The following is an 18,100-nucleotide window of genomic DNA, read 5'->3' as shown; positions in this document are numbered from 1 at the left end:
TGAATTGTAATAAACAAATCACTACTATGATGAAACACACACTATTAATTAAAGATTGGCTCGGTTCATTTTTGTCTCTGCTTTTTCCTCGTTGTTGTCTGGTCTGTGGCAGACCATTGGCGAAAGGGGAAGAATGTATTTGCACGATGTGTAATATAAATTTGCCACGTACCAATTATCATCTTCAGGAGGATAATCCGGTGGAACAGCTTTTCTGGGGGAAAGTACCTCTGGAACGGGCTACTTCTTTTTTCTTTTATCGAAAAGGTAGTGATTTTCGTCAGATTCTTCATCAACTTAAATATGGCGGACGGAAAGAACTAGGAGCGACTATGGGACGCTATATGGCGTCGGAACTTTTACCGTCCGGGTTCTTCAAGGGAATAGACGTGATTATTCCGGTTCCGCTACATAAGAAGAAGCAACAACTTCGTGGTTATAATCAAAGTGAATGGATTGTCCGAGGGATTGCTGCTGTGACAGGGATATCTGTAAATACTGAATCTATTATTCGCAGGAAGAATACAGAAACTCAGACACGTAAGTCTACTTTTGAACGTTGGGAGAATGTGGATGGTATTTTTGAACTTCATTCTTCTGAACATCTCCCAGGAAAGCATGTACTAATTGTGGACGATGTGCTGACAACAGGAGCTACTACTGTAGCCTGTGCCTCTGCATTAATGGAAGTACAAGGGATACGAATTAGTATATTGACTTTGGCTGTAGCGGAGTAATAATTTAAAAGGAATTGGGGTATACTATAATAAAAAGAATGTATCTTTGTCCCATACCCCAATCCTTTTGAATTATGAGAATAAATAGGGAATTAGGTGTCTGATATCTATATAGATCAAACGAATGAGACTCATGAAAGTTATGGTTGATATATATAGCAAAAAATAAAATAGAGAGTCCTGGAATAATTATAAGTAACGGAAGATTAATACCAATAAAAGCACAAATATGGAAATGAACGAATATATTCCTCGTCCGCGAGATACACAAGGGATTGAACTGCCGGAGTCATTGAAAGGATTGTCCGAAGCAATGGCTGCTCATACACATGAGTTATGGATGTATCAGCAATATTTGAAAGGTTGGAGATATGCTTCGGAGAATGATAATAAGGAAAAGAAAACACTTAAAATGGCGCCTTATGACAAGTTGCCTGATGTGGAAAAAGAGGATTCTCTTATGGCTGCTACAGAGGCTTTAAAATTCATTTATTTAAATGGATATGAGATACAGAATAAAAAGAATGAAACGAGTTATAATCCGGTAAAGAAAGGCTGGAAGTGGGTCACTGTAATTCTTATATTCTTTTTTATGCTAGTGTTGGCTTTTGTAGCTTTGGGGGCAGTTAAGGTATGCACAGGTACGTTCCCTTCCACTAACGAAGTTTATATGAGTATTATATATTTAGTCATAGCATGTGCTTTTTTATTGGGTATAACAAAGATTATCTTAAAACTGATTGCTTTATATACGGATGTCCTGCGTAAAGAGCATGAAGTGTTGAGTGAACTTTATACTGAAGAACAAAAGAAGGAGATTATTCGGAAGAATAAGAACCGAATTTGAGTTACTATTAAAACTGTAATATGCAATGATTTCTATATTTAGGCTTTTGTCTTTGCATTTTGACCGTTCTTTTTCGGGAAAAGGATGGAAACAATTGTCTTGGCTATTTGGCATTATACTGTTGGTGTTTGTGCTTATCTTTGTGATGAGTCTGGCTTATAATTTGGCTAATCCTTCAGCTGAGCAACTAGCGTCTGATGAAGTTAGTGCTCCATTGGGAAGATTATTTCAGTTAATTTGTCTTTTCATTGATCCTGGTAATATTAATAATGTACCTCCCTCTTTTCGCTGGTTTGCACTAGTGGTAGTGATAATTGGTATGCTGCTTTTTACGGGACTGCTTATTTCGGTGGTTTCCAATATGTTGGAGAGAAGAGTGGAACGTTTTCGTGAGGGAGATATTGACTATCAATTGAGAAATCATGTCGTAATTATCGGTTTTGATGAGATGGTGCCAACGCTAATTCAACAGATATGTTCAGATCCTCATTATGAGCAATGCTATATATTAGTGCAAAGTACCTGTCCGGCTGTGGATATTAGAAATAAGGTACATACTCTGTTGGATACTAAAAATGAAAGTCGGATTGTTGTACTACATGCTCGTCGGGATTCAAAGGAGGAGCTTTATAAACTTCACACAACTCAGGCTCGTGAAGTGTTTCTTATCGGTGAACGAGATGAGCATGATCATGATTCACTTAATATTGATTCTCTAAAAAAATAGTTTCTATTCACGAGAAGAAAGAAGGTTGTCCGATGATCCCTTTTACTGTAATGTTTGAGTATCAAACGACTTTTGCAGCTTTCCAGCTAACGGATTTGTCTGTGGAATGGCGAAAGTATATAGAATTTCATCCTTTCAACTTTTATGAAGAATGGGCTAAAAAGCTTCTCTCAGTCGTTGCTATAATAAGGGGGATAAGCCCATTATTTATCCTTCTTTAGATAGAGTTCCCATCACAGAAGATAGTTCGAAGACGGTACGATTTGTCATTATTGGTATGAGTCGAATGGGGATTGCTCTTGGTGTGGAGGCGGCTCACTTATTGCATTTCCCCAATTTTTGCAGGGATAATAAATATAAAAGTGTGATTACTTTTATAGATGATCAGGCCGATACGGAAATGAACTATTTCCGTGGGAGGTATCAACATTTTTTTGAAATAGCGCCTGCTATATATAAAGAGGTAAATCAAGAAGGAGGATTGGATATTCAGATACTTTCTCCAACAAAATTTGAAGGTACGGATGCTAATTTTCTGGATATTCGGTTTGAGTTTATCAAAGGGCGTGCCGAAAGCGAGGTTATACAGCAGCAATTGAATCAGTGGGCTTCCCCCGAGAGTAATGAGATCCTTACTATTGCAGTCTGTTTGAACTATCCTCCTCAAAGTGTTGCTATTGGGCTTTATTTGCCTGATAACGTTTTCGAAAATAATATTCCGGTATTTATCCGGCAAGAAACATCCAGTGCATTGCTTAGTATGTTGAGCAGCCGGAAAGATGAGGAAGAATGCCAATATCATAAATATTCGCACATTTATCCTTTTGGTATGATGGATAATTGCTATGATCTTGATCGTAGTGGAATGGAAAAGGGAATGGTTATTCATTATATCTATGAGTTTTTTAATACTTATGGTGTCTTACCTGAAAGTTGTCCGGGCATGGAACGTTTGAAGAAAAGTTGGAACGAGCTGTCTGTAGCTAAACGGTGGTCCAATTTGTATAGTGCCTGTTCTATTGATTATAAGTTACGGTCTATTGGTTGGGATGGTAAGAGTGATATATTACTGACTTCTGAGCAAATTGAACTATTGGCTCGGGTGGAACATAATCGTTGGAATGTAGAAAAGTTACTTCTTGGTTTTAGGAAACCAACTGCTGATGAGATGGAGATTATTGCTAGTAGTAAAGTAAAGAAGGATGAATTTAAAAATGAACGGTTTGTGCACCCGGATATCTGTTCTTATGAAGAATTACCGAAAAGTTCGAAGGACTATGACCGATGCATTGTTAAAGGAATATCTCTTGTCGTGAATTACAGGAAATCAGTTCAATAAAATAGTTTAGGAGTCTGATCTTATGAAAATATAAAGCCACCCAAATAAATAGGTGGCTTCTTTATTGCTCTTCCTCTTGGACTTGAACCAAGGACCCTCTGATTAACAGTCAGATGCTCTAACCGACTGAGCTAAGGAAGAATATTTGCAGCTGAGATTTTGAACTTTGCTCTTCCTCTTGGACTTGAACCAAGGACCCTCTGATTAACAGTCAGATGCTCTAACCGACTGAGCTAAGGAAGAATGTTTTTCTCAATTGCGATGCAAAAGTAATAGGATATTTTGAAATATGCAATATCTTTGCAAAAAAAATATTGAGAATGGACAAAATAATAGGATTGGGCAACGCCCTAGTAGACGTACTTGCAACCCTGGAAGATGATACACTCCTAGATGAAATGGACTTACCTAAGGGTAGCATGCAACTAATAGATGATGCTAAGTTACAGCAAATTAACTCCAAATTCTCTCAGATGAAAACACACTTGGCAACCGGCGGATCAGCAGGGAATGCTGTACTTGGACTGGCTTGTCTCGGAGCGGCAACTGGTTTTATAGGAAAAGTGGGAAATGATCATTATGGAAACTTTTTTCGTGAGAATCTGAAGAAAAATACGATTGAAGATAAATTGTTGATCTCTGAACAACTGCCTTCGGGCATTGCTTCTACTTTTATTTCTCAGGATGGTGAACGCACTTTTGGTACTTATTTGGGAGCTGCTTCCAGTTTGAAAGCGGAAGATCTGACATTGGATATGTTTAAAGGTTACTCATATCTCTTTATTGAAGGGTACTTGGTGCAGGATCATGAAATGATTCTTCATGCTATTGAATTGGCTAAAGAAGCCGGATTGCAGGTTTGTCTGGATATGGCGAGCTATAATATTGTGGCCAATGATCTTGAATTTTTTTCTTTATTAATAAATAAGTATGTAGATATTGTTTTTGCTAACGAAGAGGAAGCGAAAGCATTTACAGGTGAAGAACCGGAAGACGCGTTAAGAATAATAGGAAAGATGTGCAGCATCGCCATCGTAAAAGTTGGAGCAAACGGTTCATATATTCGTAAAGGAACAGAGGAAATAAAAGTTTCTGCTATTCCTGTCGAGAAAGTGGTGGATACTACAGGTGCCGGTGATTATTTTGCTTCCGGATTTTTGTATGGTCTTACTTGTGGATACTCTTTGGAGAAGTGTGCTAAAATAGGTTCTATTCTCTCGGGAAATGTTATCCAAGTGATTGGAACTTCGATGTCAAAGGAACGTTGGGATGAAATTAAGTTAAATATTAACAAGGTTCTAGCGGAATAACCAAGGATTGAGTTATTTTTACGTCCTATTTTAATGAAAGGAATATGAAAAAATTGCTGAATAAGCGGATAATCGTCGGTCTGGTAGGCGTAATCGCTGTGGTTGCTTTCTTTAGTTTCAAGAATGGAGACGACCGGAATTTCCAGCTTGCTAAGAATCTGGATATATTCAATGCTATTGTGAAAGAGTTGGATATGTTCTATGTAGACACCATTGATCCCAATAAAACAATTCGTGAAGGAATTGATAATATGTTGTTGTCTTTAGATCCTTATACGGAATATTTTCCTGAAGAGGATCAGAGTGAATTGGAGCAGATGGTCAAAGGAAGTTTCGGTGGAATTGGTTCGTTGATAACTTATGATGTGAAGATGAAACGTTCTATGATCGCGGAACCATTCGAAAATACTCCTGCTGCTAAAGTAGGATTAAAGGCTGGAGATATCTTGCTGGAAATTGATGGTAAGGATCTTGCCGGAAAGAATAATGCAGAAGTAAGCCAAATGCTTCGTGGAGAAGCAGGTACTAGCTTTAAATTGAAGATAGAACGTCCTAACGAAAAGGGGGGACGTACTCCCATGGAATTTGATATTGTACGTGAGTCGATCCTGACTCCTCCTATTCCATATAGTACTTTGATGGAAAATAACGTGGGGTATATCAGTCTGAGTACATTCTCAGGTAATCCTTCGAAAGACTTTAAGAGAGCATTACTGGACCTGAAAAAGCAGGGAGCCACTTCCTTGGTAATTGACCTTCGTAACAATGGTGGTGGGCTTTTGGATGAAGCAGTAGAAATAGCCAACTATTTCTTGCCTCGTGGAAAAGTCATTGTAACTACTAAAGGAAAGATAAAACAAGCTAGTAATACCTACAAGACCTTACGTGAACCATTGGACCTGGATATTCCAATTGCAGTATTGGTAAATAGTGGAACGGCTTCTGCATCGGAAATCTTATCTGGTTCTTTGCAGGATTTGGATCGTGCTGTTATTGTTGGTAACCGTACTTTTGGAAAGGGATTGGTTCAAGTTCCACGCACTCTGCCTTATGGTGGAACGATGAAAGTAACTACTTCTAAGTATTATATTCCGAGCGGACGCTGTGTGCAGGCTATTGACTATAAACATCGTAATGAGGATGGAAGTGTGGGTACAATACCGGATAGTTTGACTAAAGTATTCCATACGGTAGCAGGACGTGAAGTACGTGACGGGGGAGGTGTAATGCCGGATATTGTTGTAGAGCAAGAGAAGTTGCCAAATATTCTGTATTATCTGATGCGTGATAACCTGATATTCAACTATGCTACTCAATATTGCTTGAAGCATCCTACAATTCCTTCTCCGGAAAAGTTTGAAGTGACCGATGCTGATTATGAAGATTTTAAGGCTATGGTCAAAAAGGCTGATTTTAAATATGACCAGCAAAGTGAAAAGATCCTGAAGACTCTGAAAGAAGCTGCTGAGTTTGAAGGGTATATGACGGACGCTTCTGAGGAGTTTACCGCACTGGAAAAGAAGTTGAATCATAATCTTGATCGTGACTTGGACTATTTCTCCAAAGATATTAAACCGATGATTGCTTCTGAGATTATCAAACGTTATTATTTCCAACGTGGAGGTATCATCCAGCAATTGAAAGATGATAATGCTCTGAAAGCTGCATTGAAAATATTGAATGATCAGGCAAAGTATAAAGAGATACTAAGTACGCCGGTAGCAAAGAAATAAGTTTTTATTGCTATATCAATAATATAAAAGACGATGGATAGCTAGTTCAACTATCCACCGTCTTTTATTTACCTGTATAATTATTAATATGCTTTCGGCAAAGTGAAATAAAAGGTCGTTCCTTTCTTTTCTTGGGAGCGTAACCAAATACGTCCTCCCATTCGTTCTACTAACATTCTGCAAAGAGCTAGTCCCAATCCTGTGCCTTGAACGAAATTGTTGATTTTACCGAATCGTTCAAAAATGGTTGCGGCTTTTTGAGCTGGAATACCAATACCGCTATCTTTGACGTAAAATTCTACGAAGTCTTCTTTTTCCTGACAACCGAAATGTATTTCTCCTTTGATCGTGAATTTCGTTGCATTGCTGAGTAAATTGCTAATCACTTGGGTGACACGTTCAGAATCTCCCAGTACATGGTACTTGCTATCCCATCATCTAGGATTAACTTTACTCCATCATGAGTTTTAGAGTTGTATTGTTGTTCTAGTTGTATGCAAATCTCCAATAGCCTGATGGGGTGAATCTTGAACTTAAGAGAGCCTGACTCTAATGCGGATAAATCCAAAATATCACTGAATAAATTAAGTAATAACTCTGAGTTTTTTTCAATGATTGCTGAATATTGTTTCTTTTCCTCCGGATTATTAGAGGTCGCTATTAATTGTGAGAATCCTACAATTGAATTGAGAGGAGTACGAATCTCGTGGCTCATGTTGGCAAGAAAAGCAGACTTCAACCGGTCGGCTTCTTCCGCTTTGATACGAGCTTCATCTAACGCTTTTTCTGTTTCCCATTGCTGTGAAATATCCCGACACATACATAGTAAGTATTCATTGTCTAACGGAAAAATGCGATTTTCAAAATGGTGTATGGCACCATTTACTGTCAAATTATGTCTGGAAGTAGAACTTTGTTTTGTGCGTATCACTTTCTCCATGTTCTGACGTACGCTTTCGTAGGCTTCGTCCGGGATAATATCTTTTACATTTGAATGGATAATACTTGTTGCCGTCGTCCCTTCTACATGATTGGTAGCCGGGGAAGAAGCTAGTTCTATAATATCTCCATTATGGTCAAAAACCGTCAGCATATCGGGCAAAGCGTCCAATATACGTGTACAATATTTGTCGCGAAAACGTTTTTGTCCGGAAGAAGGCAATCGAGAAGAAAGGCTTTCTACTTCGCTTTCTAACTGATTTATTATTTTCAACAGCTCTTCTTTCGTTTTATTTTCATAGTGCTCCATAACAAATGGATAATAATTGTATAATTGTTGTAGAATATGTGTAACTTGTTGCAAATATAAAACAATATTTTAATAGTACATCTTCTCCTCCAAGTTATTATTTGATAAAAAAGCTGGATAGCTTTTGTCCTACTAATCAGAATGTTCTATCTTTGCAAGCATTATATATTAAATGATTTACAATATGTCTACAGAATTATTCTCTACTCTGCCTTATAAAGTGGCAGATATTACGCTTGCTGATTTTGGACGCAAGGAAATCGATTTGGCAGAAAAAGAGATGCCTGGCCTTATGGCTCTTCGCGAAAAGTATGGAGAATCCAAACCACTGAAAGGTGCCCGTATCATGGGGTCATTGCACATGACCATTCAAACGGCTGTTCTGATTGAAACGCTGGTTGCATTAGGAGCTGAAGTTCGTTGGTGCTCTTGTAATATATATTCAACACAGGATCATGCTGCGGCTGCAATTGCTGCTTCGGGAGTAGCTGTGTTTGCTTGGAAGGGGGAAACACTGGCTGATTATTGGTGGTGTACATTGCAAGCATTGAACTTTGCCGATGGTAAAGGACCGAATGTAATTGTGGATGATGGTGGCGATGCTACGATGATGATTCATGTAGGTTATGAAGCTGAAAACAACTCGGCTGTTTTGGATAAAGAAGTACATGCAGAAGATGAAATTGAGTTAAATGCCATATTGAAGAAAGTCTTGGCTAAAGATAATACTCGTTGGCATCGTGTTGCTGCAGAAGTTCGTGGTGTTTCAGAAGAAACGACTACCGGAGTACATCGTCTTTATCAAATGCAGGAAGAAGGGAAACTTTTGTTCCCGGCTTTTAACGTGAACGATTCTGTAACGAAATCTAAATTCGATAATTTGTATGGCTGCCGCGAATCATTGGCGGACGGTATCAAGCGTGCTACAGATGTGATGATTGCCGGTAAGGTAGTTGTGGTGTGCGGATATGGTGATGTAGGAAAAGGATGTGCTCATTCTATGCGCACTTACGGAGCACGTGTGTTAGTGACTGAGGTTGATCCAATCTGCGCTTTACAGGCTGCTATGGAAGGCTTTGAAGTCGTAACAATGGAAGAAGCATGTACAGAAGGTAACATTTTCGTGACAACAACAGGAAATATTGATATTGTTTGTATCCATCATATGGAAAGAATGAAAGATCAAGCGATTGTTTGTAATATTGGACACTTCGATAACGAGATTCAGGTGGATGCTTTGAAACACTATCCCGGCATTAAGTGTGTCAATATCAAGCCACAAGTAGATCGTTATTATTTCCCGGATGGACATAGTATTATTCTATTGGCAGACGGTCGTTTGGTAAATCTGGGTTGTGCTACCGGTCACCCGTCATTTGTGATGAGTAACTCTTTCACTAATCAGACTTTAGCTCAAATCGAACTGTTCAATAAGAAATATGATGTAAATGTCTATCGTTTGCCGAAGTATTTGGATGAAGAAGTGGCGCGTTTGCATCTTGAAAAGATTGGGGTGAAACTGACAAAACTCACTCCTGAGCAAGCTGCTTATATCGGTGTGTCGGTAGATGGGCCGTATAAGGCTGATCATTATAGATATTAGTCAGTTTCATTTATTATTCATTATTATGAAGAAAATCCTTCCTGATTTGATTGCCATTCTGGCTTTCGTTATTCTTTCTTTTGCCTATTTTTTTCCAGCGGATATTGAAGGACGTATTCTCTTTCAAAATGATTCGGTTGCCGGAGTAGGTGGTGGACAAGAAGCTACAGAATATTTGCAACGTACCGGAGAACGTACTCGTTGGACAAACTCTCTTTTTGGAGGTATGCCTACTTACCAGATGTCTCCGAGTTATGATTCAACCAAGCCATTGAAATGGGTGGAAGCGGTCTATCATTTGTATCTTCCGCCTTATGTAGTGCTGACATTTATTATGATGCTTGGCTTCTATATACTGCTCAGGGCATTTGGAATATCGGTTTGGTTGTCGGCTTTAGGAGGTGTTATCTGGGCTTTCTCGTCCTATTTCTTCATACTGATATCGGCAGGACATATTTGGAAATTTATAACCCTTGCATATATTCCGCCTACGATTGCCGGTATTGTGTTGGCGTATCGTAAGAAGTATCTGCTGGGAGGAATCATTACTGCCTTGTTTATAGCACTTCAGATACAGGCCAACCACATACAGATGAGTTACTACTTCATGTTTGTAATCCTGTTCTTTGTTGGAGCTTATTTCGAAGATGCATATAAGAAGAAAGAATTACCTCACTTTTTTAAAGCCAGTGCTGTATTGGTATTGGCAGCAGTGATAGGAGTCTGTGCAAATCTTTCTAATCTATATCATACGTATGAGTATAGCAAAGAAACAATGCGCGGTAAAAGTGAACTGAAACATGAAGGGGCAGCTGCAGCAAATCAGACAAGTAGTGGTCTGAACCGCGATTATATCACACAATGGAGTTACGGGATAGGTGAAACACTGACATTGCTGGTGCCGAATGTCAAAGGGGGAGCATCTGTTCCTTTGTCAAGGAATGAAACGGCAATGGAAAAGGCAGATCCGACATACAGTAGTATTTATTCTCAACTGACACAGTATTTCGGTGATCAGCCGATGACATCCGGTCCGGTTTATGTAGGAGCATTTGTACTGTTTCTGTTTATTCTGGGGTGCTTTATTGTGAAAGGACCTTTGAAGTGGGCATTGTTAGGCGCGACTATTTTCTCAATTTTGCTTTCGTGGGGAAAGAATTTCATGGGGCTGACGGACTTCTTTATAGACTATATGCCGATGTATAATAAGTTTCGTGCGGTTTCTTCTATTCTGGTGATTGCCGAGTTTACTATTCCATTGCTAGCTATTTTTGCATTGAAAGAAGTGTTGACAAAACCGAATATTTTGAAATTGAAGGAGAACCGGACAGGATTAATTGTCAGCTTGGTATTGACGGCGGGTGTTGCTTTGATTTTGGCAGTTGCACCGGGAATTTTCTTCTCTAATTATATTCCGGCTCAGGAGATGGCTGCTTTGCAACAAGGGATTCCGGCTGAACATTTATCTCTAATTGTGGCTAATCTGACTGAAATGCGAAAAGCATTAGTGACTTCGGATGCATGGCGTAGTTTCTTTATTATAGTAGTAGGATGTGCGTTGTTATTCCTTTATTTGCAAGAGAAGTTAAGAGCTTCCTTAACGATAGCAGGTATTGCAATTCTTTGTCTGGTAGATATGTGGAGTGTGAATAAGCGTTATTTATACGATGAAGAGTTTATTCCCAAATCCCAAAAGACAGATGTCTTCCGTAAGAGTCAGGCAGATGAAATAATTCTTCAGGATACTACTTTGAATTATCGTGTATTAAATTTTGCAACAGATACCTTTAATGAAAATAATACCTCTTATTGGCATAAGAATGTAGGTGGATATCACGCTGCAAAATTGCGCCGTTATCAAGAAATGATCGAACATCATATTTCTCCGGAGATGCAGCAGACCTATCAGGCGATAGCTGCGGCCGGCGGGGCTATGGATAGTGTAGATGCTTCTAAATTCCGGGTACTGAATATGTTGAATACGAAATATTTCATATTCCCGGCTGGACAGAAAGGCGAGACAGTACCTGTAGAGAATCCTTATACTTACGGCAATGCTTGGTTTGTTGATAAAGTTCAGTACGTTGATAATGCTAATGAAGAAATAGATGCACTGAATGATATTTCCCCGATAGAAACTGCTGTGGTAGATGTGAAATTCAAGGAGAATCTGAAAGGGGTAACAGAGGGGTATAAAGATTCTTTGTCTGTGATTCGTCTGACAAGTTATGAACCGAATCGTTTGGTTTATGAGACTTCTTCTGCCAAAGATGGGATCGTTGTCTTCTCTGAAATTTATTATCCGGGTTGGCAAGCAACAATTGATGGACAACCGGTAGACATAGCACGTGCTGATTATATTCTGCGTGCAATGAATGTTCCGGCCGGTAAACATACAATTGAAATGTGGTTTGATCCGCAAAGTTTACACTTGACAGAGAGTATAGCATATGCTGCCATGGCTTTGTTGTTGATTGGAATGATGTTATTTGTGTGGTTGAAAAGAAAACAATTAGCCATAAAGTGAATAAAACGCAGAATAAAGATTCTTATGACATAATAAGAACTTTTTTGTTATCTTTGTTCTGCATAAATTCTTTTTAATCGGAAGGAAACTTGTTCCTTCAAGAACTAAAATGTGTTTTTGTAGGAAAGGGATTATAACCGCAAGTCCTGATTATAAAACCGGAACCTTTGATTATATAATCAAAAGTTTCAGTTATATAACCGGAGCTTGCGGTTATAGTTTTATATAAGAGAAAAATAAGTTTTCTCCTAATAGAGAGTAAGTTATCTATTGATAAAGGATAAGTTTGCTATTAATAAAGGATATGATTTATATTAATAGCCAACAGCCTATTTATTAATGAAACCAAAATAAGAATTAAGTTGATAATATATTATAGAAGAAGAACCCTACATACAAGGAGCGGGCAACCGAGACTTTATCCGAAGACAACAGATAATGCACAGAAGATGACTATTTGAAGTCTAGGAAAATAAAAACGGCTCCTTTCCTCACGAAGAGAACCGTTTTGTATTCACTAAAAAATTATGAAAACAAAAAACTGTTTTTAATTATTTATTGAGTGTAGATTATATGCCATTGTGATTTTATTCCCTTCTTGGGCGGTTATCATTTGATTTTCTCATTTGAGCCGCTTTGGCACGATTGGCTTCTTGTTCCGCTTTCCACTTCTCATATTGTTCGGTGGTCAGAATCTTCTTTATTTTTTTATCTTTAGCTTCTGCTGCTTTTTTTAGAGCTTCGGCAGAATCATCATCTAATTGCATTCGTGGTCTTCCTCCCATTCTACTGGGAAATCCACCTTCCCTTGCCATCGGAGGTTCACCTCCACCCATCGGCATAGGAGGACGTCCTTCTCCCATTCCGAACCCTCCTCTCATAAATGAACCTTTGTTTTCAGCATATTGCATCAAATTAAAGCGTTTTTTTTGTTCTTTCAAATTAAGTTTATAAATCTTGTTGTATTGTTTCTCAGTTAGTTGCAATGATCTCTGCATCTGTTCCGTCATTCGCATTGCTATCTTTTCCGGATTAGGCACTTCGTGGGGAAGGCGTTTTTCCTGTTGTTGTTTGGCTTGAGATTCGGGCGTTTCTTGTGCAATTGCAAAACCGGCAAAGGTCATAAAGCATATCATGGCCCCAACAATTTTCATGTTATTTTTCATATCTGTTATCTTTTTAATTGATTTTATTGAATCAAAGTTAGGCAAATATAGGAACTGAGAAAAATAAAATCGACCGGAGACGAGGTTTTGTCTATCAAAGGTGATAGAAATGATTTATTCAACCTAATTCCATTAATCTAAGTAATACTATATTTTGTACAGATTTTGCCGTAAAGATGGTTTGAAAAAATATTTAAGGACTTCTTGATACATATATAATCTCAGCTGCTTCTTCTCGAGATGTACCCTAAATAAGAAACAGTTGAGATGATCACCTTTATGAATTAGTATATTAGAATAAGATTTCAGATGTAATTAGTTTTGGTAGAATATTATTCTTTCTCTCCATAAGCTAAGTCACCTGCATCTCCCAATCCGGGTACAATATAAGAATGCTCGTTGATTTCAGGGTCGATGGCTGCACACCAGATCGTTGTCTTGTCTTCCGGAAATACATTCTTTATATGATCAATAGCTTGTTGGCTGGCAATAATAGAAGCAATGTGGATTTCTGAAGGATGACCTTTGGTCAGCATAGCCTGATAACTTAACTCCATACTACTACCTGTTGCTAACATTGGGTCTGTAATTATCAATGTTTTTTCGTCAATACGTGGAGAAGCTATATATTCAATATGTATATCAAATTTTAACTTGTCTTTATATTTTCTATATGCAGAGACGAAAGCATTTTCTGCTTGATCGAAGTAGCTTAGGAAGCCTTGATGAAAAGGTAATCCGGCACGAAGAATAGTACTGATAACTATTTTATTATCTGGGGTACTGACCGGAGAAATCCCTAAAGGAGTCTGTATGTTTTTTACTGAATATTGTAACTCCTTGCTTATTTCGTAAGCCATAATTTCTCCAATTCGCTCGATATTGCGGCGAAAACGCAGACGGTCATTCTGAACTTCTACATTTCTTATTTCAGCAACATACTGGTTTAGAATGGAATTTGTCTGGCTAAAATCAATTACTTTCATATTATATTTAAATCGTTATTTAATCTTATATTTATCATATTGATAACATACTGCCTTGCAAAGTAAATGATAATCTTTCAAATTGCAATATTCAGTTTGCAGATATTGTTAGGAATTTATAAAAGAGATTCTATTAGGGAAAAATTTCTCTAATAGCTTCTTGCTTTTCAAAGAAAGTATTACTTTTGTCCTCGGATTATAAAAGGAGTACCCAAGACTCTTCCATGTTAAGGTAAAAAAAGAGATAATAAACGAAATACCAATTTAAATTAATTCAAAAGAAAATGGCAAATTTAGATTTGAGCAAGTACGGAATTACAGGTGTAACTGAAATCCTGCACAACCCGTCTTATGATGTTTTGTTCGCTGAAGAAACAAAACCAGGTCTTGAAGGCTTTGAAAAAGGTCAAGTAACTGAATTAGGTGCTGTTAATGTGATGACAGGTATCTATACCGGTCGTTCTCCTAAAGATAAATTCTTCGTTAAGAATGAAGCTTCTGCTGATTCTGTATGGTGGACTTCTGACGAATACAAAAACGACAATAAACCTTGTACTGAAGAGGCTTGGCTGATCTTAAAGCAAAAGCTGTAAATCAATTGTCTGGCAAACGTTTGTTTGTTGTTGATACTTTCTGTGGTGCTAACGAAGCTACTCGTATGAAAGTACGTTTCATCATGGAAGTGGCTTGGCAGGCTCACTTCGTAACTAACATGTTCATCCGCCCGACTGCTGAAGAACTTGCTAACTACGGAGAACCTGATTTTGTATGTTTCAACGCTTCTAAAGCTAAAGTTGATAACTACAAAGAACTTGGTTTGAACTCTGAAACTGCTACAGTTTTCAACTTGAAGACTAAAGAACAAGTTATTTTGAATACTTGGTACGGTGGTGAAATGAAGAAAGGTATGTTCTCTATCATGAATTACATGAACCCACTTCGTGGTATTGCTTCTATGCACTGCTCTGCTAACACAGATATGGAAGGAACTAGCTCAGCTATCTTCTTCGGTTTGTCTGGAACGGGTAAGACTACTTTGTCTACTGATCCGAAACGTAAATTGATCGGTGATGACGAACATGGATGGGATAATGAAGGTGTATTCAACTATGAAGGTGGTTGCTATGCTAAAGTTATTAACTTGGACAAAGAAAGTGAACCAGATATCTACAATGCTATCAAACGTGACGCTTTGCTTGAAAATGTAACTGTTGCTGCTGATGGTAAGATCGACTTCACAGATAAGAGCGTAACAGAAAACACTCGTGTTTCTTATCCTATCTACCACATTGAAAATATCGTTAAACCGGTGTCTAAAGGTCCTCATGCTAAACAAGTTATCTTCTTGTCTGCTGATGCATTCGGTGTATTGCCTCCGGTATCTATCCTGAACCCTGAACAAGCTCAATACTACTTCTTGTCTGGATTTACTGCTAAATTGGCTGGTACAGAACGTGGTATCACTGAACCGACTCCGACATTCTCTGCTTGTTTTGGTGCTGCTTTCTTGTCATTGCATCCAACTAAATATGCAGAAGAATTGGTTAAGAAGATGGAAATGACTGGTGCTAAGGCTTACTTGGTAAACACTGGTTGGAATGGTTCTGGCAAACGTATTTCTATCAAAGATACTCGTGGTATCATCGACGCTATCCTTGATGGTTCTATCGATAAAGCTCCTACTAAGGTGATTCCTTTCTTCGACTTCGTTGTTCCTACAGAACTTCCGGGTGTTGATCCGAAAATCCTTGACCCACGCGACACTTACGAATGTGCTTGTAAATGGGAAGAAAAAGCAAAAGACTTGGCTGGACGTTTCATTAAGAACTTCGCTAAGTTTACAGGTAACGAAGCTGGTAAAGCTTTGGTTGCTGCTGGTCCGAAACTCTAATTTATTGGATTCAGATATGAGAAGGCGGTTCCGAAAGGAGCCGCCTTTTTCTGTATTGATAACTTTCATCTCTATGAGTAATTTCCGTAGGTAAGGAATGAAAGTAATAACTTGTAAATATGTAGGTTATGTTGTATCTTTGTATAGACATGATATAAACCAAATTACTGTAATATGAGAAAACTACAATCATTTCTTTGTTGCCTTATTCTTCTGTCCATAGGGCTTTCTACGAATGCAAAGGAGCGTGTATATGATATGTCTAAATTGGGATTGAAGGCTGATAGCCGAAAAAATGCCAGTCCTGTTTTGCGAAAGGTGATCGCAAAAATAAAAGCTGAGTGTGAATTTGGTGATGAGATCGTTCTGAGATTCTCTACTGGAAGATATGATTTTTATGAGACGGGTGCGGATGTGCGTGAATACTATATATCCAATCATGATCAAAGTAATCCCAAAAAGGTGGGAATAGCATTGGAAGATTTATCCAATTTAGTATTGGACGGGCAAGGGGCTGAATTTATTTTTCATGGAAGAATGATTCCGTTGTCTTTGTTACGTTCTGTCAATTGTACTTTAAAGAATTTCAGCATTGACTTCGAAAATCCGCATATTGCGCAAGTAGAAATCATTGATAATACTCCTGAGTATGGAATTACTTTCAGACCGGCTCCATGGGTGAAATATCGGATTAGGAAGGATTCGGTATTTGAAAACTATGGTGACGGTTGGCAAATACAGCCAGGTAGCGGTATCGCTTTTGAGAAGGAAACAAAAAGGCTGGTATATAAAACGAGTGATTTACATTGTCCGACTAAAGGGATCAGAGAAGTTTCTTCTGATTGCCTGAACGCTCCTCAGTGGAAAGATAAGCGTCTGATTCCGGGGACAGTGGTTGCAATGAGGACAGGAGAACGACCTACACCGGGAATCTTTCTGTCTCATGATGTAAACACTACATTGCAGAACGTAAAGATACATTATGCTGAAGGCATGGGATTATTGGCACAACTTTGTGAAAATATAACTTTAGATGGATTCAGTGTTTGCCTGAGGGGAGAAAACGATCTGCGTTATTTTACTACTCAAGCGGATGCAACCCACTTTTCCGGTTGTAAAGGAGTGATTGTTTCTCAAAATGGGCTTTATGAGGGAATGATGGATGATGCAATTAATGTGCATGGCACCTACCTGAAAGTCATTAAGAGACTGGATGATAATACTTTGGTAGGACGCTATATGCATAATCAGGCATGGGGATTTGATTGGGGATACCAAGGTGACAGTGTGCAGTTCATCCGCTCGGAGACTATGGAAATTATTGAGGGAGTGAATCATATTGTTTCTATTCGTCCATATGATAAAGAAGGGGTTCAGGGTGCCCGTGAGTTCTGCATTACTTTTCAAGAACCGATCGATCCAATGATTAATGAAAAGGCTGGTTTTGGTATTGAGAATTTGACTTGGACTCCGGAGGTGTTTTTTGCCAATAATGTAATACGTAATAATCGTGCTCGCGGGAGTCTGTTCAGTACCCCCCGAAAAACAATTATAGAGAATAATCTTTTTGATCATACTTCAGGAGCAGCCATTCTTTTATGTGGTGATTGTAATGGTTGGTTTGAAACCGGTGCTTGCCGTAATGTGCTTATTCGTGGAAACCGTTTTGTAAATGCTCTTACTAATATGTTTCAATTTACAAATGCTGTTATTTCTATTTATCCGGAAATTCCTAATCTAAAAGATCAGCAGAAGTACTTCCATGGAGGGGAAGATGGTGGAATTGTCATCGAAGGAAATATATTCGAAACTTTTGATGCACCTATATTATATGCTAAGTCGGTAGATGGCTTGATTTTCCGCAATAATACAATAGTGCAGAATTCCGATTATAAACCATTCCATTGGAACAAGAGCCGATTTTTGCTGGAACGGGTGACCAATGTGAAGATAATGGAAGACTGATACACAGATAACAAAATTAA

At 38.3% G+C, this 18,100-nt stretch carries 11 protein-coding genes, 2 tRNA genes and 2 pseudogenes; 10 read left to right on the top strand and 5 right to left on the bottom strand.

The annotated features are described in order from the left end of the window. Positions 1-29 precede the first annotated feature (29 nt). From JCM17102_RS01530 to JCM17102_RS31150, 4 genes are all read left to right on the top strand, one after another. Positions 30-737: a ComF family protein gene (locus tag JCM17102_RS01530; RefSeq protein ID WP_025073701.1), complete on the top strand. Its 708-nt coding sequence runs from the start codon at positions 30-32 to the stop codon at positions 735-737. 229 nt (positions 738-966) lie between these two features. Next, positions 967-1,584, top strand: coding sequence for a RyR domain-containing protein (locus JCM17102_RS28765; protein ID WP_025073700.1), 618 nt, complete (start codon positions 967-969; stop codon positions 1,582-1,584). Between the two features lie 25 nt (positions 1,585-1,609). Continuing rightward, a complete protein-coding gene (locus JCM17102_RS31155; RefSeq protein WP_275564301.1) occupies positions 1,610-2,311 on the top strand; it encodes a hypothetical protein in 702 nt (233 codons plus the stop codon). 277 nt (positions 2,312-2,588) lie between these two features. Beyond that, positions 2,589-3,650 (top strand): hypothetical protein, encoded by a 1,062-nt coding sequence (locus JCM17102_RS31150; protein WP_275564300.1) that lies wholly within the window; start codon positions 2,589-2,591, stop codon positions 3,648-3,650. Between the two features lie 67 nt (positions 3,651-3,717). Here the strand turns inward: JCM17102_RS31150 and JCM17102_RS01510 are convergent. Next, a tRNA-Asn gene (locus JCM17102_RS01510) sits at positions 3,718-3,791 on the bottom strand. A gap of 28 nt (positions 3,792-3,819) precedes the next feature. Then, positions 3,820-3,893 (bottom strand) — tRNA-Asn (locus tag JCM17102_RS01505). Between the two features lie 77 nt (positions 3,894-3,970). Between JCM17102_RS01505 and JCM17102_RS01500 the strand changes: the two genes are divergently transcribed. Beyond that, entirely contained in the window at positions 3,971-4,960 is a 990-nt protein-coding gene (locus JCM17102_RS01500; RefSeq protein ID WP_025073699.1) for an adenosine kinase, read from the top strand. Between the two features lie 44 nt (positions 4,961-5,004). Beyond that, positions 5,005-6,693, top strand: a complete 1,689-nt coding sequence (locus JCM17102_RS01495) for a S41 family peptidase (protein ID WP_025073698.1) — start codon at positions 5,005-5,007, stop codon at positions 6,691-6,693. A gap of 83 nt (positions 6,694-6,776) precedes the next feature. Here JCM17102_RS01495 and JCM17102_RS25710 read toward each other — a convergent pair. Continuing rightward, positions 6,777-7,942, bottom strand: a pseudogene (locus JCM17102_RS25710) (sensor histidine kinase). Between the two features lie 184 nt (positions 7,943-8,126). Between JCM17102_RS25710 and ahcY the strand changes: the two are divergent. Next, entirely contained in the window at positions 8,127-9,545 is a 1,419-nt protein-coding gene (gene ahcY, locus JCM17102_RS01485; protein ID WP_025073697.1) for an adenosylhomocysteinase, read from the top strand. Between the two features lie 25 nt (positions 9,546-9,570). Beyond that, positions 9,571-12,072: a YfhO family protein gene (locus JCM17102_RS01480; protein ID WP_025073696.1), complete on the top strand. Its 2,502-nt coding sequence runs from the start codon at positions 9,571-9,573 to the stop codon at positions 12,070-12,072. A 587-nt stretch (positions 12,073-12,659) separates the two neighbouring features. Here the strand turns inward: JCM17102_RS01480 and JCM17102_RS01475 are convergent. Then, positions 12,660-13,238 carry a DUF4890 domain-containing protein gene (locus JCM17102_RS01475; protein WP_025073695.1) on the bottom strand — a complete coding sequence of 193 codons (579 nt, stop codon included), beginning with the start codon at positions 13,236-13,238 and terminating at the stop codon, positions 12,660-12,662. 332 nt (positions 13,239-13,570) lie between these two features. Further along, entirely contained in the window at positions 13,571-14,224 is a 654-nt protein-coding gene (upp, locus tag JCM17102_RS01470) for a uracil phosphoribosyltransferase (protein ID WP_025073694.1), read from the bottom strand. Positions 14,225-14,508: 284 nt separating this feature from the next. Here upp and pckA point away from each other — a divergent pair. Further along, positions 14,509-16,115 (top strand): annotated as a pseudogene (gene pckA, locus JCM17102_RS25705) (phosphoenolpyruvate carboxykinase (ATP)). A gap of 174 nt (positions 16,116-16,289) precedes the next feature. After that, entirely contained in the window at positions 16,290-18,080 is a 1,791-nt protein-coding gene (locus JCM17102_RS01460; protein WP_025073693.1) for a right-handed parallel beta-helix repeat-containing protein, read from the top strand. Positions 18,081-18,100: the final 20 nt, after the last annotated feature.

Source organism: Bacteroides faecichinchillae JCM 17102 (genome assembly GCF_000614145.1).
GTDB lineage: Bacteria > Bacteroidota > Bacteroidia > Bacteroidales > Bacteroidaceae > Bacteroides > Bacteroides faecichinchillae.
Note: the sequence above shows the minus strand (reverse complement) of the source record. Positions and strands in the feature narration are given on the sequence as shown.

What these genes read in the sequence shown, in the direction of transcription:
- JCM17102_RS01530 (WP_025073701.1), top strand. Translation starts at nt 30, where the DNA reads ATGAAACACACACTATTAATTAAAGATTGGCTCGGTTCATTTTTGTCT.
- JCM17102_RS28765 (WP_025073700.1), top strand. Translation starts at nt 967, where the DNA reads ATGGAAATGAACGAATATATTCCTCGTCCGCGAGATACACAAGGGATT.
- JCM17102_RS31155 (WP_275564301.1), top strand. Translation starts at nt 1,610, where the DNA reads ATGATTTCTATATTTAGGCTTTTGTCTTTGCATTTTGACCGTTCTTTT.
- JCM17102_RS31150 (WP_275564300.1), top strand. Translation starts at nt 2,589, where the DNA reads ATGAGTCGAATGGGGATTGCTCTTGGTGTGGAGGCGGCTCACTTATTG.
- JCM17102_RS01500 (WP_025073699.1), top strand. Translation starts at nt 3,971, where the DNA reads ATGGACAAAATAATAGGATTGGGCAACGCCCTAGTAGACGTACTTGCA.
- JCM17102_RS01495 (WP_025073698.1), top strand. Translation starts at nt 5,005, where the DNA reads ATGAAAAAATTGCTGAATAAGCGGATAATCGTCGGTCTGGTAGGCGTA.
- ahcY (WP_025073697.1), top strand. Translation starts at nt 8,127, where the DNA reads ATGTCTACAGAATTATTCTCTACTCTGCCTTATAAAGTGGCAGATATT.
- JCM17102_RS01480 (WP_025073696.1), top strand. Translation starts at nt 9,571, where the DNA reads ATGAAGAAAATCCTTCCTGATTTGATTGCCATTCTGGCTTTCGTTATT.
- JCM17102_RS01475 (WP_025073695.1), bottom strand. Translation starts at nt 13,238, where the DNA reads ATGAAAAATAACATGAAAATTGTTGGGGCCATGATATGCTTTATGACC.
- upp (WP_025073694.1), bottom strand. Translation starts at nt 14,224, where the DNA reads ATGAAAGTAATTGATTTTAGCCAGACAAATTCCATTCTAAACCAGTAT.
- JCM17102_RS01460 (WP_025073693.1), top strand. Translation starts at nt 16,290, where the DNA reads ATGAGAAAACTACAATCATTTCTTTGTTGCCTTATTCTTCTGTCCATA.